The sequence below is a fragment of the Clostridium sp. MCC353 genome (assembly GCF_018785315.1).
Classification (GTDB): Bacteria; Bacillota; Clostridia; order Lachnospirales; family Lachnospiraceae; genus CHH4-2.
Window position 1 is genome coordinate 77142 of sequence record NZ_WQPN01000128.1, and the last position, 26379, is coordinate 103520.

Below are 26379 nucleotides of genomic sequence, written 5' to 3' on the forward strand. Positions count from 1 at the left end.
TGTGCCCTGCCTTATTTGACCACCGTAACCGCTTCACTCAGAACCTGGTAATTGGAGATGGGATCTCCGGTGCAGTTAACAAGTTCCAGCTTTTTCAGAAGTTCCAGAGGTTTTAAGTCTGTAATATAGTTGTCGCTGATATCCAGAGTCTTTAATTCCGGCAAAGAGGCCGCAAAATTAATCTGGGTCAGCTTGTTTCCGGTCAGGCTGATGTTTTCCAGGCCGGTATATGCGGCTATGAAGTCCGTATGTTCGTCTAATGTTACCTTGTCATAATCCACATAAGTAATTCCCCCGCCGCCGCTGATCTTAACATTCTTATACAGCTTGACTCCGTTCATTTCCAAATGTTTCAATGCCGGATTGGCCGCCAGCTTGTCAAAATTGATTTCACATTCTGTACCGTTTAAAATGAGGGCTTCCAAAGTCGGGATGCCAAACAGCCCCGATATATCTTCATAGGTTGCAACCCCGGTCAGATCCAGCTTTACAAGGGCAGGAAGCTGCGCAGCAAATTTCCAGCCCGCCGTATTCCCGTAGACGCGGGAACACTTGAGTTCCTTCAAATTCACAAGTCCGGAAAATGCACCGGGATCGTCAATACCGCAGCCCTCGATGGAAAGGGTTTCCAACGCTCCGAAGTTTCTTATAAATGACGTCTTTTCAAATCCTCCGAGAGTCAGCGCCTTCAAATTCACAAGTCCGCTCAAATCCGGAATTTCACATCCATAAGGCACATCCAGGGAAAGTTCCTCCAGATTGGTCAATCCTCCGATGCTGCTGCAGTTCTTCATCTCATAACACCGCTCCACCACAAGGGAAGTCAGGCTGTCCCTGCCCTTCAGGCCGTCCAGATTCAATACATTGGTATGGGAAACCGTCAATTTCTTCAGATTGGCCATTCCCTCCACAAATCCGATATCCCGGATTCCCTCTGACTGGGCATACAGCTCCTCCAATTGGGACATGACAGAAAGGAATGAGAAATCTGTAATATCGTCACAATTTTCCAGCTTCAGTGATTTTAAGTTTTTCAGTTTCACCAGTTCCGTCAGATCCATCAAATGGCCGCCGTAAAGGCTGATCCCTTCCAAATTGACAAATGAATCGATTCCCTCCAGGCTTTCAATTCCTCCGCTCACCTCAAGTTCCTTCAATGCGCCCGGATCGTCCAGCTTGGAAGCTATTTCCGTCAGGTTTTTGCCGTAACAGCCCAGCCCCTCCAGTTCAAGCCCGGCAATATCCGTTTTGGAGATATAACCACGGATTTTCAGCACCTTTAACCCGGTAAATGCGGCCAGCTGCGAGGGGGCCACCTTTTTATCGTTCCTCGGAAATGTTATCCATATGGGTTCTGTGCCTTCCTTTTCATAAGGGTTGTCAAAACTGTACCCGATCCTGATTTCATCCAGAGTACTCTTCTCCTCCAGATACCGGATCTTCCCAAGTTCTTCCGCTGTGATCTGATCCACCGGCTTTCCGAACACTTTTGCAGCAAAATCAGCAAACCCTTCGGTAAGTTCAGGAATTTCAATGACTTCTGCCGCTGCATCCGCGCTCACATCCTCTATTTCTGTTGTTTCCTCCGCCTGGGCGGCGGCCTTTTCCGCCCGGTTGATCTCCATCCTTCTCATTATGCCTTTTCCATTGATCAAAAGAATACCAAGAATCATCACGAAAAAGAGCGCTGTGCCCCGTTTCCATCCATAAGGTTCCCATCCGGTCTTCTTCACCTCAGGCTTAGGTTCCCGCGGCTGGTACCAGTTCTGCTCCGGCCCCCTCATGGTCACATCTTCATTCTCTTCCTGCTCTATGATATATCTGGATTTGCAGTATTCGCAGACCGCTATGCTTGGATTCTCTTCGTCAATTTTCAACGGTCCGTTGCAGGAACTGCATCTTAACTCTGTTATCTTCATCGTATTTTCCTCACTCTGTCATACTCTTGCCTTTATTTCTTTAATTCTATAAATCCGTCAATCCGCCCTTGTCCGTCTTCCTCTTTTTATTCTTCACCCGTTTCACAACCGTTCCATCGGGTTTTCTTCTAATCTGATAAATGAGCTGGATAAACTGCCCCGCTTCCGCCCACGCCTCCCGGCTCTCAGGAAACAGCCCCAGGCTCATCTGGAAAACATGGAACATTCCCTCATAGACAGACACCCTGCGCCTGATTCCGGCCTTTTTTGCCAGTTCTGCACAGGACAGCGTATCACTCAGCATCATCTCATATCCGCCCGCCTGAAACAGCATGGGCGGAAGCCCTTTAAAATCACCGAATATTGGTGAAAGATAAGGATTTTTCGGATCCGCATCCCCGATATAGGAGGAGTTATAAAGCATGCTCTCCCTGGAATTGCCAAACAGCGGATCCAGTTCATAATTGGTATCATAGCTCTCCCCGCTGCAGGTCATATCCGCCCACGGCGACATCAGGATCAGCCCGCCCGGCAGGGCAATGCCGTGATCCCGCAGATAAAGGCAGAGGGCCAGGGCCAGCCCCCCTCCGGCGGAATCGCCTGCCACAATCACCTGTTTTGGGTGGTATCCCTTTTCGTGTATCAGCCATTTATACGCGTCATACGCATCTTCCAGCGCGGCCGGATAGGGATATTCCGGCGCCACACGGTAATCCACCGTAAGAACATCGCCTCCAAAGCTCAGCTTTGAATAGTGGACCGCGAATTTCCTGTAAATATTCTTCATCGGGCCGATATAACCGCCTCCGTGAAGCTGCAGGATCACCCGTCCGGTATAGACTTTAGACGGCCTTAAATACTCCATTTTAAAATTCTTTGTCTCTATAATCTCATATTCATACCCGGAAGGACATATCCAGGCCGGTTCTACCGGATTCTTACGAAATTCTCCTGTCTGAATCGGTCTTTTGAGTGAAGTTTCCATCACATCGTGAATCAGTTCCCGCATCAGATTGCCGCGTACACTTACACGCTCGTTTCTCATCTTCGCTCCTATCTGCGCGCCCTGCGCATTGAAATTTTGTCTCCCTTACAGGTGAAATCTTCGGATCAATTCATTTTTAAATCTTCTGTCCCCTAATAAAATGGTCAGCGTCAGGATCAGCACCGACAGGATCACGGTTATGATGGCCATCACCGGATTGGTCACCAGTCCGAACGCCCACAGGATAATCGGGATAAAACTGAATATGGTGATGGCGATCTGGTACATAAAATAGCTCTGCCAGTTAAGCTGGTTCACCAATATCAAAAATACAACCGCGATGTCGGCAAACAAAATGGTGCTGGGAATCGCGTAGTTTACCGACCATCCCTGGTATCCCAAAACCCAGTCAATCATAAACAGCAGCGCCTGCAGCCCTACCGTCTCTATCATCACCGATTTCCCCAGATTGGCATGTTTTAAAATGGAATACCGGAACGTAAGCGCCGCATAGAGAATGCCCGGAATCGCGATGCCCGACCACCACAGACCTGAATATGTGGCGTAATTTACAACTCCCACAATCACAGCCGCGGTCAGCAAAACCGCATAAAACAGATTGATCAGTTTTTTCCACTTCCCGGGATTATATTCGATCTGGGGATACATTCCCTTATCACACTCTTTTTTGGCAATTCCATTCGTCTCCACCTGCACGTGGATGCCGTCTTCCCTCAGTTTATCAAAAAACCGGTCTTCCAGACAGCTGTCTTCAAATACGCTGGTAAAAGAAATCATCACATCCTGTCCATAGGCGCAGACTGCGCATTTCGCATTCTGCCGCTTGGATACGCCGATGATGAGATGGAACTGTTCAATCTCGTCCCGGTACTCTTCATCCACCGCAATGGGGCCGATATTGGACAGGGTTATGGTATGGGCCCTGTCATTTCTCCGGAAAATAAAGCCCAGCGCCAGCCATTTGACAAAAAGCGGAATGATCCTCACATACCATTTCTTCTCATTGGAAACATTATAGGAAATGGTTTCTTCCAGCTTTTCTTTCACGATCTTATCATCCATCTGCCTGCTCACCAGATCCAATATATGGTCAAATGGTTCATGTTCCCCTTCCGGCTGGTAATCGATGGCCGTCACCGCGAAAAAATTCGAAGTGGTGGTCGATCCGAAAAACGCCCTCAGGTTAATGGGCAGATTGACGCCTATGTGCCGTCTGCCCGGAAGCCCGCCCAGATATTCTTCATAAATAGACCAGATCAGACAGGCCGTCAAATATTTGGTGATGCTGACGCCCTTTCCTTTGCTGGCGGCCTTTAACTCCTTTAAATCCACGCAGCCGTGTATGATATTTTCCGCCCCCTGGGCCAGATACTCACCCTCTAAGTGGTACGCCGCTTTGGAACTGTACCTTTTATTGGGCATCTTTTTATAGTTTTTCAAATAGCTGTCTTCCACATCCGTAACACAAGCGGCGCTGGGGCTGCCGCCGTCCGGATTGATCCCCCGCTTTAACTGCAGATACCGGTAGGTCAGTTCCCGTAAAAAATTAACCGCTCCCATCCCATCCGTAATTGCATGAAATACTTCCAGATTGATTCTCTTTTCATAATAACTGACCCGGAATAAAAAGAGCTGGCTGCTCTTAGGATCAATATACCGGCACGGATAGGTGCTCTCCTTTTCTATATAGGGAGTTCTCTTATTGTGTTCAAAATAATACCAGAAAAAACCCCGTTTCAGTTTCACCTGGAACCCTTCAAACCATGGCAGCACCTCAACCAGCGCCTGCTGCAGAAGTTCCGGTTCCACCTTTTCCTTCAATGTAACCGATATGCGGAACACATTGCTTAAATTCTCGTTCGCTATAAGAGGAAAAATCTTCCCCGTATTATCCAGTTTGTGCCAGCGTCTTCCCTGGGGATTTCGTTTCATCGGCCCGCCTTCTCCCTGATCTACATATTTAAAATTCCAGAATCATATCATACCAGACCGCTCCGCCGTGGGTGGATCCGGAAATGCCCATATTCTCATAACCGAATTTCTCGTAGTAATGGATCAGCCTGTCCTTACAGGTGAGGATCAGCCCCTTACGCCCTTTTTTCCTGGCGTCCTCAATCAAATAATTCATGAGCCCTGCCGCGATCCCCTGCTGCCTGTATTCCGGCATCACATCCAGCCCGAATATACTCTGGTACGCGCCGTCCGGTTTGTGGTAACTGCTGTCTGCAAACATCTCATCACAGATCACCTTCTGATCCGTCACACATCCATTGATAAAACCTATAATCTTTCCATCCTTTTCAGCCACAAAAAAGCTGTCCGGAAACGCGCCGATCCTCTGCTCAAATGATGACCGGCCCGCAGCCTCCGCCGCCGGAAAACAGGCCGCTTCCACCGCGGTCACATCGTCCAAATCCGTCTTTCTAACTGTTCTTATCTGATAGTCCATATTGTACCTCCATATCCATAAAAAGCAGTTGCCGCAATCCGTCATAAACCGGCTGCGACAACCTTGTAAATTTGAATGCAACTGTTCAGACGGCTCATCTTCTTGACCGAAAAGCCGGTCAAGAAGCATCGGATGTTCATCAATTTTCCCGCCGTCTGAACGGTTACTATTTAATTCTGAAATAATATCCCACGCCCCATTTGGTATGGACATACTTGGGATCACTGGGGCTGGGTTCGATCTTTTCCCTCAGCCTTCTGACATGTACGTCCACAGTCCTCACATCGCCGGATTCCATGGCTTTATTTCCCCATACACAGGAAAGCAGGGCTTCGCGGCTGTAAACCTTGTTCGGATTGCACACCAACAGTTCCAGCAGGTCAAATTCCTTGGCGGTCAGGTTGATCTCCTTTTCGCCGATAAATACCCTTCTGCCTTCCACATCCAGCTTCAAATCCCCGGCTGTAACCACTTTCCGCTCCTGCTGGGCGTCCCTTCTGTTCTTCTTGGAATTCCTGCGCATGATCGCCTTAATCCGAGCCTTGACTTCCAATATGTTAAATGGTTTGGTGATGTAATCATCCGCTCCATACTCCAGTCCCAGAATCTTATCCATGTCATTGCCCTTTGCCGTAAGCATGATAATGGGCATCTCAGAAAATTCGCGGATCGCCTGGCACACCTGGTAGCCATCGTATTTGGGAAGCATCACATCCAATAAAACCACATCATACTCCGTTTCCTTCGCCAGGTTAACTGCCTCTTCACCGTCATAAGCACAGTCAACTTCCATCCCGTCCTGTTCCAGGCTGAAACGGATTCCCTTAACAATTAACTTCTCATCATCTACCACCAAAACTTTTGCCATAATCCACCTCTTCTTTACCTATACAACTATGTCATCCTTTATCTTTTGAAATGCGGCATCCTTAATACCGGGAATCTTCATGATCTCTTCCACATTCCGGAATTCACCATGTTTTTCCCTATAACTGATAATATCAGCCGCCCTGGCTTCACCTATTCCTTTCAAAGTCATCAATTCTTCCTTTGTAGCAGTGTTCAGATTTACCTTCTTGTCATAGCTTTCCCCAAAAGACGGAAGAACTGCTTCTTCTCCCTTTACAGGTACAATTAATTTCATACCATCCGTGACAATTTCCGCCATATTCAGATAGTCGGATGCTGCCGCGTCCGTATATCCGCCTGCCAGTTCCACCACCTCAAAAATACGGCTTCCTTCCGCCACCTCATATACCCCGGGGGAGTTCACCTCTCCGCATATATGCACATAACAGCAGGCCGGCGCCGCGGTTTCCGTCTCCGAAAAAACGGAAGATTCCAAAGCCGCCGTCTCCAAAAATGCCTCTTCCCGGCCATTTTTCCCGCCGCAGCTGTAGCATATGCCTGCAGCCAGCATACATATGACAATCAGTACTGTCTTTCTGTTTATTTGTTCCATGGTATCCCTCCTTAAAATTAGTCGGATACCACTTTCAGCCATATTATTATTCTACCTAAATAGCCCATCAAATACAAGTACATTTTCACTTATTTGACACCTCGGGTTACTGTTCGGAGGCCAGTTTCATCTATTCATCGCCATATCGGGGCAAACCATCCGGCAGCTCTGATGCCGGCCTGACAAATTCTGCATAGCCGTCTCCATACTGCACATAAATGGAATCTTTGTCTGTTTCATCGGCGTAAATCTTCTGTCCCACCTCTAAACGGCTTCCTGCAAAGTTCTCAACCGGCTCATGTTTATCATCCACAGATCCGACTTCACCAACGAGAAGATATCCGTCCGGCAGCTTTTGATCAAAACCAGCCGCACTGTAATAATAACGTTCATTTTCATACATGAGCTGAGGCTGGTCTATTTCATCAGAAGCATATCCTGTAGGCGTATCTGGGACTTCCGGCTGGGTTTGGCAGGCGGTTACAGAAAGCAGCGTCAGCAATAATGCGGATAATAAGCTCTTTTTGATATTATCTTTTATATGAGATGATGTCTTCAGCATTTCTTCAGTAGTATTCTTTACCATATTCTGCCCTCCTCTCCGGTTCCTGTATTTCGATTATAACATAGATTTTAATGTTTGGGGGCAGCTTTCGTATGGCGCTGTATCCGCTGCCAAATTAGGAGGAATGCCAGAGATTTCTCATCCCAAACTCCAAGAAAGGCCAGCCATTTTTGATCTGGCTGACCTGAAATTTCACTCAATATTCTCTTTTCTTCATATTTGACATTCTCAAATTCCTACCGCTATCCTTGGTCACAGCCCCCGCTGGCGGATCCGGCCTGTCGGCCGTGACGTTTTGCGTGGCTCCGTCTTCCGCCGTTTGAACGATTTTTGCAGGCCATCGACAACTCTTAGACTGGAAGGGGCTAGAAATAAGGGAGAAAATCTGACCTTTCAAAGTCAGATTTTCAGAGGACCTGAATCGAGAAGGCCTTCAGGGCTTCTCGATGAATGTCATCGGTTCCCTTATTTCTAGCCCCTTCCGGTCTTAGAGTTGTCCTGGCCGAAACTATGAGTTCAAACGGCGGAAAACGGAGCCCCGCAAAACGTCACAGCCGACAGGCCGGGTCCGCCAGCGGGGGCCGTGAACAGTAACCTATCCCTTTATTCCATCCATAGCGATGCCATCCACCAGATACCGCTGGAAAATGATAAAGAAGATAATAACCGGCAGCAGTGAAATAACTGACATTGCAAACAGACCACCGTAGTTATTATAAGAATTCGGATCAAGATACATATTCAGCGCCAGTGGAATGGTGAAGCGCTTCACGCTGTTCATAAAGATCAGCGGTTGGAAGAAATCCTGCCAGATCCAGTAGAAGGCAAAGATGGAAGATGTAATGATGGCCGGCTTCACCACTGGAATCAGGATCCAAAATAAGGTTTTAACCTTTCCGCATCCATCGATCTCTGCTGCTTCATCCAGTTCTCTCGGAATCCCGCGGAAGAACTGAACCATCAAAAAGATGAAAAACGCGCCTCCAAATATCCATGGAAGGACAAGGGCTGTCCTGGTGTCGATCAGATTCAGCTTTTTAAGGATAATATACTGAGGAACGACCATGACCTGTGGGGGGATCATCATGGTCATCATCACACAGCCAAACCAGAAGCCGGCAAACTTGAATTTGAGCCTGGAAAGCGCATAAGCCGCAAGCAGAGAAGTTAACACACACCCTGCAGTTCCGATAACCGTCACAAGCATTGAATTAGCAAAAAATGACGCAAAGCTCACACCGCCAATGCCTGCAAAGCCGCTGTTATAGTTGGCAGCCGCATCCCATACCTTCGGGATAAGAGAATAAGTGTCCAAAAACATGGTATCATTGCTCTTGAAGGAACTGGCAAGGAGCCATAACAGGGGATAGATCATTAAAAAGCCCAACGCGCACGCTCCAATATGAAACAATGCTGAATTTATTTTTTTCTTTGTGTGCATTCCCATTGATTATCCCTCCTCCGACTCATAATATACCCAGTTTTTCTGTGTTTTGAATATGATTACGGTAAATACCGCGATGATCGCCACCAGGATCCAGGCAAGCGCGCAGCTGTATCCCATATCAAAGTAGGTAAAGGCCCGGCGGTACAAGTAAAGCACATAAGACAGGGTGCTGTCTAACGGACCGCCGTCGGTGATAACATAGCTTTCCGTAAATACACGAAACCCGTTGATGATCTGCAGGATCAGATTGAAAAAGATGGTGGGTGTCAGCATCGGAAGCGTGATCCTGAAAAATGTATAGGAAGGCTTCGCCCCATCCACCATGGCAGATTCATACAGAGTAAACGGAATCTGCTTTAAAGCAGATAAGAAAATTAACATGGACGAGCCAAACTGCCATACTCCCATAAGAATGATAACGCTGAGGGCTGTCCTGGGATTGCCCAAAAGCGAGGTGGACTGCTGAATCCCAAATACGGAAAGCAATGTCATAACCACGCCCTTATTTCCAAATATCTGCTTCCATACAACAGAAACCGCAATACTGCCTCCGATGATGGAAGGGACATAGTAAAGGGTTCTGTAAAGGCCCAGGCCCCTGTGCTTCTTATTTAAAAGCATGGCAACAAACAGGGCGAATGTAAGCCTTAAAGGTACCAGAACCAGAACATATAAAAATGTCACTTTAAGGGCCTGCACAAATGTCTCATCCTGGGTAAAGGCGCGGGCGTAATTGGCAAATCCAATGATCTTAGGCGTATTTAACAGATTAAAATCCGTAAAAGAATAATATATGGATATAATCGCGGGGATCAGCCACATTCCAACAAATCCAATCAGCCAGGGCGCCATAAGCAGATAAGCGACTGCATTGTCAGGCTGTTTCATAACAGCTCTTTTTTTCTTATTCTTCATAATTCGTATTCATTCCCTTCTTTCCTGTCAGGAGAGGCCGTTTTTACAGCCTCTCCTTCTGTCCGTCAGTTATTGCGTGAAAGGATTGCGTCCGCATCTTTTCTGAATTTGGCTGCCGCCTCCTCCGGGCTCACCTGCCCGTAGAATGCACTGTAAGCTGCATTCTTAAAGGATTCGTTCACCTCAGACATTCCCACCGGATCAGGATCGGGCGTCTCCCCACAGAAAGCCAGGGCATCTTCCACACCCTTAAACATGGCTGACTGCTGATCCGACAGCTTGCCGGATGAAACCATGTAGTCACGGATATCCGAGGATACCGGCGTCCCTCTTTCCGCCATCATAATATCGTTGGCTTCCTCTGAATTTACAAACCAGTTAATGAACTCTGCCGCTTCCTTCTTAACTTTGGATGTATCTGCAATTGAGAAGAACATACCCGGTTTCATCCAAAGCCCTTTGGTATCAGAACCGGCTGCCATTGGCGGGGTCACCATTTTCAGTTTGTCATTGGCGCCGCTGACCTTTGTCGCATAGTTGTTCCACTCCGTCAGCATGGCGCCGTCTCCAGTCACAACCGGTCTGCCTTCCTCTCCCAGGGTCTGGATTGCCGCATACTCATCCGGGTTCGGCGCCGCGCCCTTTGCCATTAAGTCCGCCCAGATTTTGATGAAATCGGCACAGAGCTTGTCATCCGCATAACCGACTGCCTTCTTGTCCTCACTGAATAAGCTCTCTCCATGCTGTCTGATCCAGTAATTAAATAAGTTGGTATCATCCACCGGACCGCCGGCCATGCCGTATTTGCCCGTTTTTTCCTTCACGGTTTCAGCCGTTCTGATAAAATCATCCCAGGTCCAGCTTCCTGTCGGCTCTTCCACACCCGCTTCCGCCAAAACTTCCGGGTTGTAGCCAACCGATATGTAGGAGCTGCTGAGCACCAGTCCATTTAACTTTCCGTTAATTTCGCCGGTGTTGAGCAGATTTTCGTCAATCTTCGACGTGTCAATGGTACCGTCATCTACAAACTGCTGTAAGTCAGCCAGCGAATTATTTTTCGCATAAGTTGTGATGTAAAGGTAATCCATCTGTACAATATCAGGCATGGAACCGGATGCCGCCTGGGTTGCCAGTTTATCGAAATACCCGTCCCAGCCTGATGGCATTGCCTCGAATGTCACATTCGGGTGAGAGGCTGTGTATGCGTCCAGCATCTTCTGGGTGTAATCATGACGCCCCTGGCCTCCCCACCAGGTAATTTTTATCGTTACCGGCCCGCCTTCATTTTCCGTACCGGCCGCCTGCGTACCTGCCGCAGAGCTTTCTACGGAGGAAGCCGCCGGATCGCTTCCTGCTGCCGTTGTCCCTCCGCTGCTGCCTGAACCACAGCCTGCCAGCGATAACCCCATAACTGCCGATATGCCTAATGCCGCCAATTTTCTCAAAGATTTTTTCATATCTGCATCTCTCCTTTTCCATTCAGGTTTTATTGTTTCTATAGTCTGATTATACTGTTTTCTCTCATATAGCTGAATGGAATTTCCAGGTTACCTGTCTGAAAAATTCCGACTAAAGCAAGAAAACGGAGCGTTCAAGAAAGAAGATTTTTTTCTAAAACGCTCCGTTTTTCATTCATTTGTAATTTTCCGACCTGCATCTAAGGTCAGCATTTTCCGGTATTCAGAAGGCACCATCCCGGTATTCTTTTTGAATACCTTTGCAAAATACTGGCCGTCAGCCGGATAACCGATCTGCTCAGCTAACTCGGATATCCGTATGTCCGGATTGAAGGCCATCAGCCGTTTTGCCAGTTCCACCCGGACCCGGAGCAGAAACGAAGAATATTTTTCATTGACACTGCGGTAAAAAAAGCGTCCAAAATAATCTTCATTCATAAACAGCACTTCTTTCGCCAAATACTGGAGACTTAGATCCGGATTCTTGATATTCCGGTAAATGCCGTAAAGGATATGTTTCAGACGGTTTCCATCCTTTGTATCCGGCAATGACAGGCCTAAAAACGCGGCACACTCCTCAATCACCGCCTCCAGGATTCCCCAGATCTCCTCATTCTTCCATTCCCAGTCTTTTCTGCCGCAGAAGACTTCCAGGAAGAAACGGAAGGAATCCGCCGTCTTTTTACCCGAAAACCCGCTCATCTCCATCTTTACATAAGAAGAATAGATCTCAAACATCACCCCGGCATAATCCTTTGCCGCCCTGATCTTGTCATAATCCAGAACCATAATGCCGCTGTCTTTGTTCTCTCCCAGATGATCAAAACTGACAAACTCCTTCGTTCCTTCGAGGTCGCCCAAAAAGAGCAGTTCCTGAAGCTGTACATAAAGGCGGCTGACCTCCTCAATACCGCCGGCCCTGCTGGCAGCCGAACGCAGTCTGTCCTGCTTGTACTTTCCATATTCCTTTTGAACCTTGATCAGCAGGGGCCGCAGGTTATCAGCCAGTTTCTCCGGAATGAGATAGATCATCTCCTTCTTTGTGGAGGTATTCATATAGATGTTCTCTGCTCCCAAAAGCTCTGTCAATATGTTAGTCAGAACAAACTTATCCAGCTGGTCCAGTTCCCTGGAGGACTGAATGCCCAGCAGGACAAAGGAATTTGTGACATTTTCCATGAATTTCTGAAGCAGGATCTCATCCGTCTTTGACACTTCTTTTTCCTGGATCAAAATGCCGAGGATCTGTTCCTTTACGCGTGGGATCATACGGGCATAGGTTCTCCGGTATTCCTGTTCCGCTTCCCGTCTGTACTCCAATTCGGCCAGTTCCTCCTTCACCCCCCTAAGCACCTCCACAATCTTCTCCTCATCACAGGGTTTCAGAATATAATGCCGGATTCCAAGTTCCATGGCCCTGCTGGTATATTCATATTCCCCATAACCGGACAGCACAACAAAAAGCATGTCCGGGTACAGTTCCTTCGTCTTCCCAATCAGCTGGATCCCGTCCATTACCGGCATCTTGATATCTGTAATCACGATATCAGGCTGATGAATCCGTATCTTCTCCAGCCCTTCGATTCCATTCCAGGCCATGTCTACCAGTTCCATGCCCAGCTTATCCCACGGTATGATCTCCGCCATGGCTTCACGCTCAATGTCCTCATCATCTACCAATAATACCTTAATCATCGTTCTTCATCACCTCCGTCTTCGGAATCCTGATGGTCACAGCAGTGCCCTTTCCACAGGCGCTGTTAATATGAAAATCCGCTTCCTGCTCAAATGCCATTCTCAGCCGTTCATAGATATTTTTAATGCCGATGCCGTGTCCTTTCGGCTCCGCGGTAAATGAGCGGACTGCCTCCAGTTCCTCCTTTGTCATGCCCGGGCCGTTGTCGGAGACAGATATGACGATCCGCTCCTCGTCTTCCTTAATCACAACGGAAATCGCACATGGCGTCAGCATCTTTTCGACCCCATGGTAGATGGAATTTTCCACCAAGGGCTGCAATGTCATATGAGGAATCAGGTATCTGCCCGATGCCTCGCACTCCACAGAAAATACCACCCGTTTCCGGTATCTGTATTCCTGGATCGTCATATATTTCTTCAGACTGTCCAGTTCCTCCTCAAGGGTGACATACTGCTGCTTATTCAGGGCGGACCGCAGGATCGTTCCCAGCGCCACCGTCATCTCCGCCGCCTCATCATTTTTCCGGGCCCGGATCATCCAGTTGATGCTGTTTAACGTGTTATAAAGAAAATGAGGATTGATCTGAGCCTGCAGCATCTTATACTTTGTATCTTTCAGAAGAATCTGTTTTTCATAGTTCTCATGAATTAAGTTATCGATTTTATCCAATGTCACTCTAAATTCCTGAGCCATCAGGCCAATCTCGTCCTTCTGCGTACTGGTCCCTAAAAATTCCCTGGCCCGGTCAAAATCCCCGGTTTCCACAATCTGCATGCTTTCCGTCAGATGCTCTAACGGTTTCACGATCATATGTGCCAGCTTCTTTAATATCAGAGCAGACACAAGGAATAGAAGCAGAAAGCCGCCAAACATCAGATAGCGCAGATTCTGGTTCTGTCCGTAGATTTCCGAATAGGGAAATACATTCACATAGGTCCATCCTGTTTTGGAGGATTTTAAATGACATACAAAATACCGCTGTCCCCGCTCTTTTATGATCTGAAATCCGCTGTCTCCCTCCAGCCTGGGAAGCCGCTCCATCATATTCTCCTGGTTTTCATAGATCACACCTTCATCCGAGTAAACACAGAGGGCGGAGCTCTCCGCTTCCAGATCATCAATATTCTTCTCGATCATGCCGGATACGTCACAGGTGATCAGAAGGCTCCCCAGATATTCCAGGCTCGCGTCGATGTGCTTCCTGATATCCCGGCCCGTCAGCAGATAGGGGTAATCCTTTGTCGGCTGCTGAATCACATAAGCGCCTTTGGCCTCATGGAACTGGTTCATCACGGAATCATACAGCTCTCCCGGGATGGTCCCGGTTGCAATGCCCACCACAAACTGTGTTGTATCTCCATCCGTGTACAGCATGTTGGAGATCATATTGGAGTTGGTCAGTTCATTGTTAAAAAGCATGCGGAGCTGATAGACCTCATAAGAATAATCCGCCGTAAAATGCTTCAGAGTCTTCATTTTAGAAAGCTGTTCCTGAATCTTTAAATCCATTGTCATGTTATAGGAAACCGCCTCCACCTGGTCTAAACTCCGGTTCACCTCCTGGGTAAAAAAATCCAGTTCCTGCAAGGACTTCTCATATAATTTCCCGTCATAGATATTAAAACTGACCTGCAGCGCCGTAATACTGATCAAAAAGCAGATTCCCAGCATCAGTACATAAATAATGATCATCTTTTCGGCCAGTTTTAAATCGCGATACTTCTGATACCAGTATCCTCTGTATTTTTTCATTGTCTGCCTCCCGGGACCGTTCACTTTTTATATCAGTATAAACTAAAATCGGCAAAACTGCAAAATCAGAAAACCGCTGTTTCATCAAAATCCGCCCCAGTCCTTTTCTTTCATCGCCCGGTACAGCTCTTCATCTGTTAAATGGTTCTCATAGTTTAATAACAGCATGATCTTCCTGTCCTTTTCCGGATAGATCACCTGCCTCTGCCATTGATAAAAATACGGCCCGTCCCCCAGGTTCCTGATGTATCCCATCAGCAGTTTAAGCAGGTACGCCGTTTCCTTTATATCTGTCTGACAGTCATTGTCGTAAAATCCCTTCCATTTATCATGGCAGCATTCTTTCATGGCTTTCTCCGCCCGGTCAAAACAGTCTGACGCCCGGCCGGTTTCGTAAAAGGCTTTTAGATAATCACCGGCCGCATATGCGGCATATCCTTTTCCAAAGCAGATCACCCCTTCCAGACAGCAGGCGTGGATGTTTGCCTGCAGCTGCAGGGAATCCTTCCACAGCCTGCCGCTGCTGTCTCCCAGTTCACTGGCCACAACCCTGCATCTATGGAGCAGCCGTGCAAAACCCGGATACGCGTTCTCACACTTTGACACGAACCATGAAACCTGTCCGGCAAAATCCTGTGCAGCCCCGCACCAGCGGAGTTCCTCACTGGCCGCCTTTCCTCCGTCCTTCATCCATTGATGGATCAGGACCCTGGTGACATAATTGTAAAACTGCTCCCCCGCATGTTCATCCTCCCTGTCTCCGTAGGGAAGCGCAGCGCGGAAATAATCCTCAAAGCATGCCTTCATTTCCGCCGAAGATTTACTGCCATAATATTGACGCAGATAAGTTTCCAGATGTTCTTCCGGCTCCGTCTCCAGACAGTTCCATAAAGCCGCCGTAAAATCCAGAGGATAAATATGGGGTTTAATATTGGAACAGTTTACAAGCCACAGTGTCCGGATGCCGTGATCGTAGGCGTTTCCCAGTTCCTTTTTTACAAATTCCATGGAATTGGGCAGCATGGTGAGCACATTGGCGGCCTGAAGATCATAGAATGACACGTGATAATAGACGCCGTGGCTTCTGTTACGGAGCTCCTTTTCCGGAAGCGCAGGAACGCGCGGATTATGATTCCCCTGCCTTCTGGACACCATTTTTCCATATCCGTTATCGGCCCAGATCATGATCACATTCTCCGGAAGCTGAAGATATCCCTGCCGGTACAGTTCCATGGTCTCCCCGTACAGATTCGTGCCAAATACGGGATTATCCACATATTTCTTAACCAGGTCATACTGTTCCTTCATGATGCTGCTGATCAGCTGTCCTCTCTTTTTGGGGGTATCGTACTGGGGGTCATTCTCCCAGAAGGGGGTGTCACCCTGTCCCCTGAAACCGAGATTCCAGATGATCTTATGCTTCATCTGCCTTTTGATCCCCTCTTCCCAGAGTCCGCGGAAAAGATCAGGATACTCTTTGAAGGAAGGGATTTTATCCGGGTACGCCCGCAGAAACATCTCTGCTCCCAAAGGCTCCGCATGATGCTGGGTCATCCACAACCCCATACTTCCAGCCAGATCCGCATATTTTTTGGAATTGCTGTCCGTTCCGGGGATCACCGTATTGCCGCCGCATCGCAGCAGGGCCTCAAATGCCATCTCCCATGGATACTCCGTGCTCTGCTCTGCACTCCACCGGCTGATCAGAACCTCGTCATTGATAAACCATCCCCTGTAGGCCACCGGCTTTCTCTTTGAATGATACTCAGTGAATGGTACTTCTATCCTGCTCCGTTTTACAAATTTCTGGTCGTTCCAGAACCAGAACGGAAGTATTCCCAGGCAATGCTCGCTGATATAAAAAAAGGCGTAGATGAATCCCAGCTCCTCTGAAGCCGCTATCTCCATAGTTCCGCTGTCCTCAGTCCGGATATAAAATTCTTCCGCCGGGAGGTCTCCCTTTATCAGGTGTATGATCCCCGGCCCGCCCTCCTTTGCGGGTTCGTCAGACGGTTTCAGCGTCATTGCAAGATCCCGGTAAAACCGCGATATGGCGCGCCTCACAGGTTCATTATCCATTTCCGTATCTATGTTCACATTCCTGGTAAGAACAAAATGGGTATTCTGCATGTTCACAAACTCCTCTCTGTCTATTCTATTTCTTTATTGTAAAGGCTCCCACGGGTAAAACAAATGGCTTTTTCCTGCATTCTCATTGTAAAATAGCGACTTTTTCATCCGAAACGGGGGCAGATGCCATACAGCAAAATATCCTAAAACCGTTTGGATATATTTCCTCTCAGTTTTAGGACATTTAGCTTTACTACTGCATTATAAATTAATTATTCCGTGCAAGTATCTCATCTGCTTCTTTTCTGAAATTCGCTGCTGCCTCTTCGGTGGATATCTGTCCGTAAAATGCTTTATAGGCACAGTTTTTAAAGCTTTCTCCCACTTCCGCAATACCGATCGGATCCGGAGCGGGCGCTTCACTTGAGAAGTCAAGGACGGTATCCGCGTATTCAAACATTTCATTCTGCTTCTGATCCATTTTTCCGGAATTGATTAAAAATTCCCTTACATTTGCCGGAGAAGGAACGCCTCTTTCCGCCATCATAATATCATTGGCCTCCTCTGAATTCAGGAACCAGCTGATGAACGCTGCCGCCTCATCCTTCACCTTAGATGTGTCTGAAATACAAAGGAAATATCCCGGCTTATTCCACATGGCCTTGGGGTTAATGCTGTTGACCGGAGGCGTGGTGATCTTTAAATTACTATTCCTGCTGCTCAGCTTGCTGGCATAGTTATTGTTTTCATTGATCATAGCCGCATCTCCGGTAACAACCGGCCCTGCCTCCTGTCCCAGCGTCTGAATCTGGGCATATTCATCCGGATTTGCCGCAGCGCCGGCATCCATCAGATCCTTCCAAAGGTTCAAATAATCTACAAAAATCTGATCTTCCTTATATCCCAGCGACCGTTTGTCATCACTGAACAACTGCTCTCCATGCTGCCTTACCCAATAGTTAAATAAATTCGTGTCGTCCACCACGCCGGTTGTGGTGACGCCAAGCTTTCCGGTTGTCTCCTTCACCTTCTTTGCTGTATCCACAAAATCATCCCAGGTCCAGTCCCCTGACTGATTCGGCTCCTCCAGCCCAGCTTCTTTAAACACCTCCGGATTATAGCCTACCGCAAGCGAACCGGTAGCTCCCACAACTCCGGCCAGCTTGCCATCGATTTTTCCAGTATTTAAAACAGCCTCCGAAATCCCGGAAACATCAATAGCGCCGTTGTCGATGTAGGGCTGCATATCTGCAAGAGAGTTGTTCTTTGCATAAGTGGTAATATATAAGTAATCCATCTGGACAATATCAGGCATGGAACCGGATGCCGCCTGAGTGGATAATTTGTCAAAATACCCATCCCACCCGGACGGCATTGCCTCAAACGTCACATTCGGATGAAGTTCCGTATACTTATCAAGAATCTTCTGGGTATAATCATGACGGTTCTGATTCCCCCACCATGAAAACTTCAGGGTTACAGGAGCCCCGGCCCCTCCAACTGTGCTCTCTACTCCGTTTGTGCTGCCAGCTGGAGCGCTGGAGGCCTGATCTGCTTTATTATCCGCACTGCCGCAGGCTGCCAGCGCCCCTACCATGACACCGGCAAGACCCAATGCCAATACCCGTTTCATTCTACTTCTCATATAATCCTCTCCTTTACTGAATTTCATTTGTTACTGCCTATTTTATCAGAAACAAAACACATTCCAATGTATTATTCCGACAAAGGCTCAGGAAAAAAACGACTTTTTAAAGCAGTATTTCCCGATTTGTTCCATAAAAAATATCATCCCGCCCGCTCATCATTTTACAGAACTTTTCAAATCGATCCCAGGTGTCATAATAGTCAAATTCATAGCTGTGGCCCCAGATATAGTAAATCTGCAAAATATCTGTCTCCAGGGATAAAAATGCCTCCCCAAGCTCCATCATCTTATCGAACTCCAGATGATATACCGTGGGTTTAAATTGCAGCAGATCATCCTGTACATCAAATCCATAACTGCTTTTGGTGGTTCTGCAGTATTGTATCTTTGTCCGGGTTCTGATAAGATCCACCACACGATCGTCATGGGTGAGACCGCCTCCGGGATATGCCATCCCTGCAACCGATTGACCGGTAAGACCTTCCAGCCGTTTTCTGTCCTCCTCAACCTGGCGTACAACTTCCTCATCGCTTAATTCCGGCAGATGAGGATGCGTAAGCGTATGAACAGCCACTTCATGGTTTTTGTATAGCCCGGCCACTTCTTCCGGTTCTATTTTATTGTGTCCGATCCACATATTTTCCCGCCTTAAATACCCAGGCGTTCCAAGCAGTTCTGAATTTATGTTGAATGTTGCTTTCAATCCATACCGGTTGAATATCTTAACAAGCCTCTTATCCTGCGTTACACCATCGTCATAACTGAAAGTCAAAAACTTCTTTTTACCTTGAATCATAATAATTTTACCTCCTGTCTTCTATCATAGCTCTTATTTTTGAAATTCATATGGAATTTTTCAACATAATACCAGAAAAAATCCGACATTATTGGATAGGCCGGCATCCGGTGTCTTGATGATCCGGGAAACTGGTACCTTGCCGGAAACGCGGTCAGATGCAGTGATGCGGCAGATCTGCCCACTTGCAGCAATGATCTGCTGTATATATAACGAACAAAAAGCCGCTCCATGCCGGAACAGCTTTTTTCAAAATTTTGTCTATACTTGTTATAACAGTACAATAACCGTAACCGCCTTTAATTGTCACCGTTTAAAGATGATAATTCCGGCGATGGCCACCACTGCGCCCAATATTTTTTTCCATTCAAATCCAACTTTCTCCACTCCGAACAGTCCAAATACTTCAATGCCGTAGGCGACGATGATCTGAGCCACCACGATGATTAAAGCCGCCTGGGCAGGCCCCAGAGTTCCCATACTTTTAATTACGGTATAAGTAATGAGCGCTCCCATGATTCCGCCCAGCAGCATATACCATGGCTTCACGGCCAAAATCCCGGCAATCGGTTCCCTTCCTGAAAAGAGCCACATCACAATACACATGATAAATGCGGTCAGCTGCACCCAGCCGGCGGACACCCAGATACTGGTCTGTTTTGTCACCTCCGTGTTAAAAACGCCCTGAAGGCTCATAAGCGCACCTGATACCAGTGCGATAATAATTCCCCACATATTTTAAAAACCTCCTGTACAAGTTTGGTCTTAGTTTCTCTTGTACAGAAGGTTTTATACATTTTTTACAGATTCAATTCATTCAGAGCAAGTTTTAAAGCTCCCATAATTCCCTGATTGTCATTTAAACTGGGCAGCACAATATAGGATTCCAGATCGGCCAGTTCTTTTGTCTGGATATAAGCGTTGAGCTGTTCTTTCACCTGCTCCCTCACCAGCGGCATCATATGTTCCTGATGCATCACGCCGCCGCCAAGCACGATTCTCTGAGGGGAAAGAATCACAATGTAATCCACAAGGGCCTGGGCGATATAATAAGCCTCCATCTCCCATACTTCTTTCCTGTCCGCCAGCTCCACGCCTTTTTTGCCCCACCGGGCTTCAATGGCTGGTCCGGCTGCCAGACCTTCCAGGCAGGTCTTGTGATATGGGCATTTTCCCTCATAATGATCATCCGGGTGCTTTCTTAATAAAACATGTCCGGCTTCGGGATGCAGCATTCCATGCAGCAGCTTTCCATTGGAAATGACCCCGGCTCCGATTCCGGTTCCAATGGTAATATACATGCTGTTTTCCAGCCCTTTTGTGATTCCCCAGGTGGCCTCGCCAAGAGCTGAACCGTTGACATCGGTATCAAATCCCACCGGAATATTCAGGCCTTCCTTTAAAGTACCCACAATATTGTAATTAGCCCAGGCCAGTTTAGGCGTGGTGGTTATATACCCATATGTTTCCGAATCCCGGTTTAAGTCGATGGGTCCGAAACAGCCGACCCCCAGGGCTTCAATCCCTTTATCCTTAAAATATTCCACAATCTTCGGCATCGTAATCTCCGGAGTTTCCGTAGGAATTGAAATGCGTTCAAAAATCTCACCATTTTCATTGCCGACTGCGCAGACCATCTTGGTTCCGCCTGCTTCTAATGCTCCTAATTTCATAATTCATGGTTCCTTTCCCTTAATAATAATGTAAAACTACCGCTTCAATATAATAATTCGTGATAAAAGTTCAGGACGGCGGGTAAACCGGATGTCCATCCGATGCCTTTTGACCGGCTTTTTCGGTCAGGAAGATCAGCCATTCTGAACAGTTACAATTACTGAAGCAAATACTCCCTGTAATTATAGATACCTAAAATTTTTGTCTGGCCTCAGCCGCCCGCACCAGGTGTTTTGCCAAAACGGCCGTTGTCACCGCTCCGACGCCGCCCGGAACAGGAGTCGCCATGGATGCCAGATCCTGAATGGATTCAAAATCCACATCACCGCAAAGTTTTCCATCCTCATCCACATTGATGCCTACGTCGATCACGACCGCGTCACGGCCTACAAAGTTTCCGTCCAGCATCCGTGCCCTGCCCGCTGCCGCCACCAGGATCTCCGCATTCTTACAGGTTCCCGGCAGGTCTTTGGTTTTAGTATGACAGACGGTGACCGTGGCATTTTCCTTTAGCATGAGCATGGCAAGGGGTTTTCCCACCACCATGCTTCTCCCCACAATCGTAACCCGTTTCCCGGAAACCGGTATCTCATTGGCCTTCAGCACTTCCACCACCGCTTCGGCGGTACACGGGGCAAAACCAGTGCTGTCCCCGGCAAATACCTTCGCGATATTGACCGGCGAAATGCCGTCCAAATCCTTCCCCGGATCGATCATCTTTTCTATATCCGCTTCTTTAATCTGCTTTGGAAGAGGCCTTAAAAGAAGGATTCCGTCTATCTCTTTATCATCATTGATTTTAGCAAATTCTGCCTTAAATTCGCTGTCGCTGATATCCCCGGCAAACACATAGGACTGGACGCCCAGACCGAAAGAATCCATCTTCTTCATGGCTCCCCGCTCATAAGACATATCATCCGGGTTCTCCCCCACCCTGACAATGGCCAGCTTCGGCACATATCCGTCTAAACGCTTCAACTGTTCCTGTACTTCTTCCTTAATTCCGGCAGAAACCTGCGCACCTTTCAGAACCTGCATGGCGTTCAACCTCCTTAGATATTTTTCTAACGAATATCATACCATTGATCGAAATAAAAGGAAATAGCTGGCATAAATTTTTCATGGTTTTTTCGGCCGCAGCAGTTTGGACCTGTCTGAACTGTTGCGATTAATCAAAGATTGTATCCCACTGTTCCGCCTGGAAGGCCTGAAAGCACATTTCTATTTGCTCAACCGTATTTTTTTCTGCTGCCAACTCAGGCAGTTCATCAAGGGTGAAAAAAGAAAATCCCAATGTTTCAATATTTTCTTTAAATGCCCCTCCAATTATATCGCATAATACAAAAACTTTACAGATTCCATACGCATATCTTGGCAGGTTATGCTTGTCCCTATCCTGGACCGCTATTATTTTCTTTGCTTCGACTTCCAGTCCGGCTTCTTCCCTCACTTCCTTTTCCGTATTGCTTTTAATTGATTCAAAGAGGTCCACCCAGCCTCCGGGCAATGACCAGGTACCGTTGTTTTCTTCCACAAGCAATATCTTATTCTCTTTGAATATTGCCGCTCTGGTATCCAATTTTGGTGTCTGATAACCAATCTCATTACAGAATAAATGATACACCTTTTCATAAGGCACTTTTGTTTGACCGCTTATCATCTCCGCTGATATTTCCCTGATTCTTTCAAATCTTTCTATATCATAATTATCCTTACAATAAAACAACCCCGACTGCGCTATACTCTGCAGTTCCATCGCCCAATCCAGCCATTTGTCTTCACTCATAAAAATCTCCGTTTCCTCCCGGCCTGTTAACCTCATCACCGGGACATTTCGTCTGACTTCTCTTCATTCTAATATCCGTCTGCCTAAATGTCAAACTCCCCCTTCCTGTTCCTCTCCCTGCTTTTTCATCCCCAGTTTCTGGTAAAATGCAGTTATCCCTCTCCCTCATGTAGAATGCAGTTATCCCTCTCCCTCATTGACAATCCCTCCCCACAGTGGTATATTTAAATTCTTTCTCACCACGGAATCTCCGTCTCTCATGCCGGAGAAAGATATCGTTACCGGTATCTCACCGCTTGGCAAGATATATAACCGTTCAAACGGCTCATCTTCTTAACCGAAAAAGCCGGTCAAGAAGCATCAGAGGTCTATCCGATGTGAAAATTGATAAAGAAAGCTGCTTACAAGCGAGCTTAACGCCTCTTTCTTTATCAATTTTCCCGCCGTCTGAACTGTTACCAAAATATTACTACCAGGAGGACATTATGATTGAAGTGGAACACATCCAAAAGACCTTCAAGGTCTATCGCAGAAGCGCAGGCTTCTCTCAGGCAGTCAAAGCCCTGTTTCACAGGCAGGCAGACACCATTCACGCATTGAACGACATCTCATTTACCATTGAAGAAGGGGAAATGGTGGGCTATATCGGGCCGAACGGCGCCGGGAAGAGTTCAACCATTAAGATTCTCAGCGGAATCCTGACCCCGGATTCAGGAACCTGTCTCATCAACGGGCGGATTCCATGGAAAGAACGGAAGGAACATGTAAAAGAGATCGGCGTCGTTTTCGGCCAAAGATCCCAGCTCTGGTGGGATGTGCCCGTCATCGATTCCTTTGGACTTTTGAAAGACATCTATCAGGTTCCGGACAGCCGTTTTAAACAAACCCTGGATGAACTGACCGAACTCCTTTCACTGGAAACCATCATCAAAACTCCGGCCAGAATGCTGTCTTTAGGACAGAGGATGCGCTGTGAAATCGCTGCTTCTCTGCTGCACAACCCCAAAATCTTATTTTTAGACGAACCCACCATAGGGCTGGACGCCGTATCCAAACTGGCTGTCCGGGATTTCATCATCCGTTTGAACAAGGAACACAAGACCACCGTACTTTTGACCACTCACGACATGCAGGACATCGAAGCCCTGGCCCGCCGGGTCCTTTTAATCGGAAGAGGACAGCTTCTTTTGGACGGAAACTTAGAAGACTTAAAATCACACAGCCCCGGTGAACATGCAGGGCTGGACGAAATTGCGGCCGCCTTATACCGCGATTACGATATATAAAGGAGGCGGCCCTATGAAAAAATACATATCCTTTTTCCGCATCCGTTTTATCAACGGACTTCAATACCGGGCGGCGGCAGCGGCCGGGGTCGTAACCCAGTTCACTTGGGGATTTATGGAAATCCTGCTCTTTCGCGCCTTTTATCAGAGCGGCAGCCAGGATTTCCCCATGACATTTCCCGCTTTAGTCAGCTATGTATGGCTTCAGCAGGCATTTCTCGCCCTTTTCATGACCTGGTTCTGGGAGGCGGAATTGTTCGATTCCATCACCACAGGCAATGTGGCCTATGAACTCTGCCGCCCCATCCGGCTTTATAACATGTGGTTTGTGCGGGGGCTTGCGGTGCGTTTATCCAAAGCTGTGCTGCGGTGTATTCCGGTTCTGTTCCTTTCGCTGCTTCTTCCGCCTCCCTTTAAGCTGCTGCTGCCTGGCGGCTTAATGACTGCTTTGATGTTTCTCTTGTCAATGATCCTTGGAACGCTGGTTGTGGTTGCCTTTGGAATGCTGGTCTACATGTCTGTTTTCTATACGATTTCTTCACAGGGAATCAAGCTCATGGTCACTTCCCTGTCGGAATTTTTAAGCGGCGCGGTAATTCCTCTTCCATTTCTTCCGGACGGGATCAGACAGGCGGTGGAACTGCTGCCCTTCGCTTCCATGCAGAACGTGCCGTTTCGGATCTACAGCGGAGATATTTACGGAATAACTATGGTAAAATGCCTGGGACTTCAGATATTCTGGCTTTTCGCTCTGATACTGGCCGGCCGTCTGCTGGAATCCAGGGCGTTAAAACGAGTGATCATACAAGGGGGCTGAGCATATGAAACGAACCGTAAAACTATATTTTCATTTTCTGACCATACACATGGAAAGCATGATGCAGCATAAAATGTCCTTTTTTCTGACTTCGCTGGGACAGTTTTTGATCTCTTTCAACGTGTTTCTGGGCGTTTATTTTATGATGGCGCGGTTCCATCAGGTAGAGGGTTTTTCCTATTCCCAGGTGCTTTTATGCTTCTCCGTCTCACTGATGGCATTTACCCTGGCTGAGACCTTTTTCCGGGGTTTTGATACCTTCAATACCATGATTGCCAACGGGGAATTCGACCGGATTCTGCTCCGCCCACACAATACCGTTTTTCTGGTTTTGTGCAATAAAATAGAGCTGACCCGGGTGGGCCGGCTCCTGCAGGCGGTGGTCATGCTCTGGTTTGGAGTTGTTAACAGCGGGGTGGAATGGACGGTGTCCAGAACCTTAACCGTGGTTCTGATGATTTTCAGCGGCACCCTGATTTTTGCCTGTATTTTCATCATCTACGCTTCCATCTGCTTCTTTACGCTGGAAGGGCTGGAATTTATGAATGTATTCACAGACGGAGCCAGGGAATATGGCAAATATCCGGTCAGTATTTACGGAAAAACCGTAATGACCATCTGCACCTATCTGGTGCCCTTTGCCCTGTTTCAATACTACCCCTTTCTGTATGTGATCGGGCGGACGCAGGATATCAGATATGCGCTTTTACCGTTCCTGGCTCTTCTTTTCTGCCTTCCAACCGCGCTCTTCTGGAGATTCGGGCTTCGCCGCTACCAGTCTACCGGGTCATAAGCGTTTCGGCCACGCCTCCGTAAATCTCATCTGCCTGTGCCGTACCGGCCTTTACCAGCCTTGCGGCATGGGCATTGAGTTCTTCAGCTTTTTCACGGTTTTTCATGGACTTTGTATTGATGTAAACATTCATCACAGCCCCTAACAGCGCGGCTCTTGCAAACTGGACCGCCACGCCCACATCGGACACCGCCATACGGCTTCCCTTTTCAGCCAAAATCTTCAGAATATCCATGATTTCCACTGATTTTTCCATGATCTCAATAGGAACCAGGCTGGCGGCCAGAAGGTTCTTCTCCAGCACCTGCTCCTTTTGGGCCTTCTCTTCCGGTGTTGTGGCAGGCAGTCCATAAGATGCCGCCAGCGGAGCGAATACTTCCGCATCCCGGTCCGCCAATACAAGCATATCCCTGCCCAGGCCTTCTAAACGCTCCAGCAGTCCCTGAACCTCTTCTTCCACATCCGCATACCGTTTCTTTCCTACGGTGAGATTGCCCACCATACTGCCAAGAGCGGCTCCCAGGGCTCCGCCCAGGGCTGATGCGCCGCCGCCGCCGGGTACGGGCGCCTTGGAAGACAGTGTTTCGTAAAACTCAGATATCTTTAAATCTTTTATCATATGGTCCCTCACTTTCCATCTATCCTGGTTGTCTGTTGGGTTTATTATAGACCGCCAGTGGGTTCCCCGTCAATGGCCCAGGGAAACCGGCTGTTTCCGTCTCAGGCGTGGTTTATGACAGACAAAAAGCCGCGGATCGAATCATAAACCCAATGCCATGATCCGCTTCCGCAGCTTTTATGCCAAACACAGAGTATAAAACGCCGGCTTTCCGGTTAT

The 26379-nt window shown here is 47.7% G+C and carries 23 protein-coding genes; 3 read left to right on the forward strand and 20 right to left on the reverse strand.

What is annotated here, in order from left to right:
* Positions 1 to 11: 11 nt before the first annotated feature.
* From GPL15_RS21125 to GPL15_RS21215, 19 genes are all read right to left on the reverse strand, one after another.
* Positions 12 to 1919 carry a leucine-rich repeat domain-containing protein gene (locus tag GPL15_RS21125; RefSeq protein ID WP_215700652.1) on the reverse strand — a complete coding sequence of 636 codons (1908 nt, stop codon included), beginning with the start codon at positions 1917 to 1919 and terminating at the stop codon, positions 12 to 14.
* A 46-nt stretch (positions 1920 to 1965) separates the two neighbouring features.
* Positions 1966 to 2964 (reverse strand): alpha/beta hydrolase, encoded by a 999-nt coding sequence (locus GPL15_RS21130; RefSeq protein ID WP_215700653.1) that lies wholly within the window; start codon positions 2962 to 2964, stop codon positions 1966 to 1968.
* Between the two features lie 45 nt (positions 2965 to 3009).
* Entirely contained in the window at positions 3010 to 4857 is a 1848-nt protein-coding gene (locus tag GPL15_RS21135) for a DUF6320 domain-containing protein (RefSeq protein WP_215700654.1), read from the reverse strand.
* A gap of 28 nt (positions 4858 to 4885) precedes the next feature.
* The gene (locus GPL15_RS21140; protein ID WP_215700655.1) at positions 4886 to 5374 is read right to left on the reverse strand and encodes a GNAT family N-acetyltransferase; all 489 of its coding nucleotides are present in this window, start codon (positions 5372 to 5374) and stop codon (positions 4886 to 4888) included.
* Positions 5375 to 5540: 166 nt separating this feature from the next.
* A complete protein-coding gene (locus GPL15_RS21145; protein ID WP_215700656.1) occupies positions 5541 to 6242 on the reverse strand; it encodes a response regulator transcription factor in 702 nt (233 codons plus the stop codon).
* 18 nt (positions 6243 to 6260) lie between these two features.
* A complete protein-coding gene (locus GPL15_RS21150) occupies positions 6261 to 6836 on the reverse strand; it encodes a helix-hairpin-helix domain-containing protein (RefSeq protein ID WP_215700657.1) in 576 nt (191 codons plus the stop codon).
* A gap of 130 nt (positions 6837 to 6966) precedes the next feature.
* Entirely contained in the window at positions 6967 to 7422 is a 456-nt protein-coding gene (locus tag GPL15_RS21155) for a hypothetical protein (protein WP_252198541.1), read from the reverse strand.
* Between the two features lie 574 nt (positions 7423 to 7996).
* Positions 7997 to 8848, reverse strand: a complete 852-nt coding sequence (locus GPL15_RS21160; RefSeq protein WP_215700658.1) for a carbohydrate ABC transporter permease — start codon at positions 8846 to 8848, stop codon at positions 7997 to 7999.
* 3 nt (positions 8849 to 8851) lie between these two features.
* Positions 8852 to 9763: a sugar ABC transporter permease gene (locus tag GPL15_RS21165; RefSeq protein ID WP_215700659.1), complete on the reverse strand. Its 912-nt coding sequence runs from the start codon at positions 9761 to 9763 to the stop codon at positions 8852 to 8854.
* Positions 9764 to 9828: 65 nt separating this feature from the next.
* The gene (locus GPL15_RS21170) at positions 9829 to 11220 is read right to left on the reverse strand and encodes a sugar ABC transporter substrate-binding protein (protein WP_215700660.1); all 1392 of its coding nucleotides are present in this window, start codon (positions 11218 to 11220) and stop codon (positions 9829 to 9831) included.
* 171 nt (positions 11221 to 11391) lie between these two features.
* Positions 11392 to 12915 (reverse strand): response regulator, encoded by a 1524-nt coding sequence (locus tag GPL15_RS21175; protein WP_215700661.1) that lies wholly within the window; start codon positions 12913 to 12915, stop codon positions 11392 to 11394.
* On the reverse strand, positions 12908 to 14671 hold the full coding sequence (locus tag GPL15_RS21180) for a sensor histidine kinase (RefSeq protein ID WP_215700662.1): 1764 nt from the start codon (positions 14669 to 14671) through the stop codon (positions 12908 to 12910). The genes GPL15_RS21175 and GPL15_RS21180 overlap by 8 nt, the downstream gene beginning before the upstream one ends.
* 84 nt (positions 14672 to 14755) lie before the next feature.
* Entirely contained in the window at positions 14756 to 16801 is a 2046-nt protein-coding gene (locus GPL15_RS21185) for a glycosyl hydrolase 115 family protein (protein ID WP_215700663.1), read from the reverse strand.
* 208 nt (positions 16802 to 17009) lie between these two features.
* A complete protein-coding gene (locus GPL15_RS21190) occupies positions 17010 to 18386 on the reverse strand; it encodes a sugar ABC transporter substrate-binding protein (RefSeq protein ID WP_215700664.1) in 1377 nt (458 codons plus the stop codon).
* A 106-nt stretch (positions 18387 to 18492) separates the two neighbouring features.
* Positions 18493 to 19185 carry a polysaccharide deacetylase family protein gene (locus GPL15_RS21195; RefSeq protein WP_215700665.1) on the reverse strand — a complete coding sequence of 231 codons (693 nt, stop codon included), beginning with the start codon at positions 19183 to 19185 and terminating at the stop codon, positions 18493 to 18495.
* 306 nt (positions 19186 to 19491) lie between these two features.
* Complete coding sequence (locus GPL15_RS21200; protein WP_215700666.1) at positions 19492 to 19920, reverse strand: DMT family transporter; 429 nt, start codon at positions 19918 to 19920, stop codon at positions 19492 to 19494.
* Positions 19921 to 19985: 65 nt separating this feature from the next.
* On the reverse strand, positions 19986 to 20858 hold the full coding sequence (locus GPL15_RS21205; protein ID WP_215700667.1) for an ROK family protein: 873 nt from the start codon (positions 20856 to 20858) through the stop codon (positions 19986 to 19988).
* A 193-nt stretch (positions 20859 to 21051) separates the two neighbouring features.
* Entirely contained in the window at positions 21052 to 21897 is an 846-nt protein-coding gene (locus GPL15_RS21210) for a bifunctional 5,10-methylenetetrahydrofolate dehydrogenase/5,10-methenyltetrahydrofolate cyclohydrolase (RefSeq protein ID WP_215700668.1), read from the reverse strand.
* Between the two features lie 130 nt (positions 21898 to 22027).
* Entirely contained in the window at positions 22028 to 22645 is a 618-nt protein-coding gene (locus GPL15_RS21215; protein ID WP_215700669.1) for an NUDIX hydrolase, read from the reverse strand.
* 485 nt (positions 22646 to 23130) lie between these two features.
* Here GPL15_RS21215 and GPL15_RS21220 point away from each other — a divergent pair, with 485 nt between their 5' ends.
* The 3 genes from GPL15_RS21220 to GPL15_RS21230 are packed head-to-tail and all read left to right on the forward strand — an operon-like array spanning position 23131 to position 25541.
* Entirely contained in the window at positions 23131 to 23931 is an 801-nt protein-coding gene (locus tag GPL15_RS21220) for an ABC transporter ATP-binding protein (protein ID WP_215700670.1), read from the forward strand.
* Between the two features lie 13 nt (positions 23932 to 23944).
* Complete coding sequence (locus GPL15_RS21225; protein WP_215700671.1) at positions 23945 to 24748, forward strand: ABC-2 family transporter protein; 804 nt, start codon at positions 23945 to 23947, stop codon at positions 24746 to 24748.
* A 4-nt stretch (positions 24749 to 24752) separates the two neighbouring features.
* Positions 24753 to 25541 (forward strand): ABC-2 family transporter protein, encoded by a 789-nt coding sequence (locus tag GPL15_RS21230; protein ID WP_215700672.1) that lies wholly within the window; start codon positions 24753 to 24755, stop codon positions 25539 to 25541.
* On the opposite strand, the gene GPL15_RS21235 is transcribed toward GPL15_RS21230, so the two are convergent.
* Complete coding sequence (locus GPL15_RS21235) at positions 25528 to 26160, reverse strand: cyclodeaminase/cyclohydrolase family protein (RefSeq protein ID WP_215700673.1); 633 nt, start codon at positions 26158 to 26160, stop codon at positions 25528 to 25530. The genes GPL15_RS21230 and GPL15_RS21235 overlap by 14 nt on opposite strands.
* Between the last annotated feature and the right edge of the window lie 219 nt (positions 26161 to 26379).

Coding starts and splice junctions, on each gene's coding strand:
- GPL15_RS21125 (WP_215700652.1), bottom strand. CDS start 1,919: ATGAAGATAACAGAGTTAAGATGCAGTTCCTGCAACGGACCGTTGAAA.
- GPL15_RS21130 (WP_215700653.1), bottom strand. CDS start 2,964: ATGAGAAACGAGCGTGTAAGTGTACGCGGCAATCTGATGCGGGAACTG.
- GPL15_RS21135 (WP_215700654.1), bottom strand. CDS start 4,857: ATGAAACGAAATCCCCAGGGAAGACGCTGGCACAAACTGGATAATACG.
- GPL15_RS21140 (WP_215700655.1), bottom strand. CDS start 5,374: ATGGACTATCAGATAAGAACAGTTAGAAAGACGGATTTGGACGATGTG.
- GPL15_RS21145 (WP_215700656.1), bottom strand. CDS start 6,242: ATGGCAAAAGTTTTGGTGGTAGATGATGAGAAGTTAATTGTTAAGGGA.
- GPL15_RS21150 (WP_215700657.1), bottom strand. CDS start 6,836: ATGGAACAAATAAACAGAAAGACAGTACTGATTGTCATATGTATGCTG.
- GPL15_RS21155 (WP_252198541.1), bottom strand. CDS start 7,422: ATGGTAAAGAATACTACTGAAGAAATGCTGAAGACATCATCTCATATA.
- GPL15_RS21160 (WP_215700658.1), bottom strand. CDS start 8,848: ATGGGAATGCACACAAAGAAAAAAATAAATTCAGCATTGTTTCATATT.
- GPL15_RS21165 (WP_215700659.1), bottom strand. CDS start 9,763: ATGAAGAATAAGAAAAAAAGAGCTGTTATGAAACAGCCTGACAATGCA.
- GPL15_RS21170 (WP_215700660.1), bottom strand. CDS start 11,220: ATGAAAAAATCTTTGAGAAAATTGGCGGCATTAGGCATATCGGCAGTT.
- GPL15_RS21175 (WP_215700661.1), bottom strand. CDS start 12,915: ATGATTAAGGTATTATTGGTAGATGATGAGGACATTGAGCGTGAAGCC.
- GPL15_RS21180 (WP_215700662.1), bottom strand. CDS start 14,671: ATGAAAAAATACAGAGGATACTGGTATCAGAAGTATCGCGATTTAAAA.
- GPL15_RS21185 (WP_215700663.1), bottom strand. CDS start 16,801: ATGCAGAATACCCATTTTGTTCTTACCAGGAATGTGAACATAGATACG.
- GPL15_RS21190 (WP_215700664.1), bottom strand. CDS start 18,386: ATGAGAAGTAGAATGAAACGGGTATTGGCATTGGGTCTTGCCGGTGTC.
- GPL15_RS21195 (WP_215700665.1), bottom strand. CDS start 19,185: ATGATTCAAGGTAAAAAGAAGTTTTTGACTTTCAGTTATGACGATGGT.
- GPL15_RS21200 (WP_215700666.1), bottom strand. CDS start 19,920: ATGTGGGGAATTATTATCGCACTGGTATCAGGTGCGCTTATGAGCCTT.
- GPL15_RS21205 (WP_215700667.1), bottom strand. CDS start 20,858: ATGAAATTAGGAGCATTAGAAGCAGGCGGAACCAAGATGGTCTGCGCA.
- GPL15_RS21210 (WP_215700668.1), bottom strand. CDS start 21,897: ATGCAGGTTCTGAAAGGTGCGCAGGTTTCTGCCGGAATTAAGGAAGAA.
- GPL15_RS21215 (WP_215700669.1), bottom strand. CDS start 22,645: ATGAGTGAAGACAAATGGCTGGATTGGGCGATGGAACTGCAGAGTATA.
- GPL15_RS21220 (WP_215700670.1), top strand. CDS start 23,131: ATGATTGAAGTGGAACACATCCAAAAGACCTTCAAGGTCTATCGCAGA.
- GPL15_RS21225 (WP_215700671.1), top strand. CDS start 23,945: ATGAAAAAATACATATCCTTTTTCCGCATCCGTTTTATCAACGGACTT.
- GPL15_RS21230 (WP_215700672.1), top strand. CDS start 24,753: ATGAAACGAACCGTAAAACTATATTTTCATTTTCTGACCATACACATG.
- GPL15_RS21235 (WP_215700673.1), bottom strand. CDS start 26,160: ATGATAAAAGATTTAAAGATATCTGAGTTTTACGAAACACTGTCTTCC.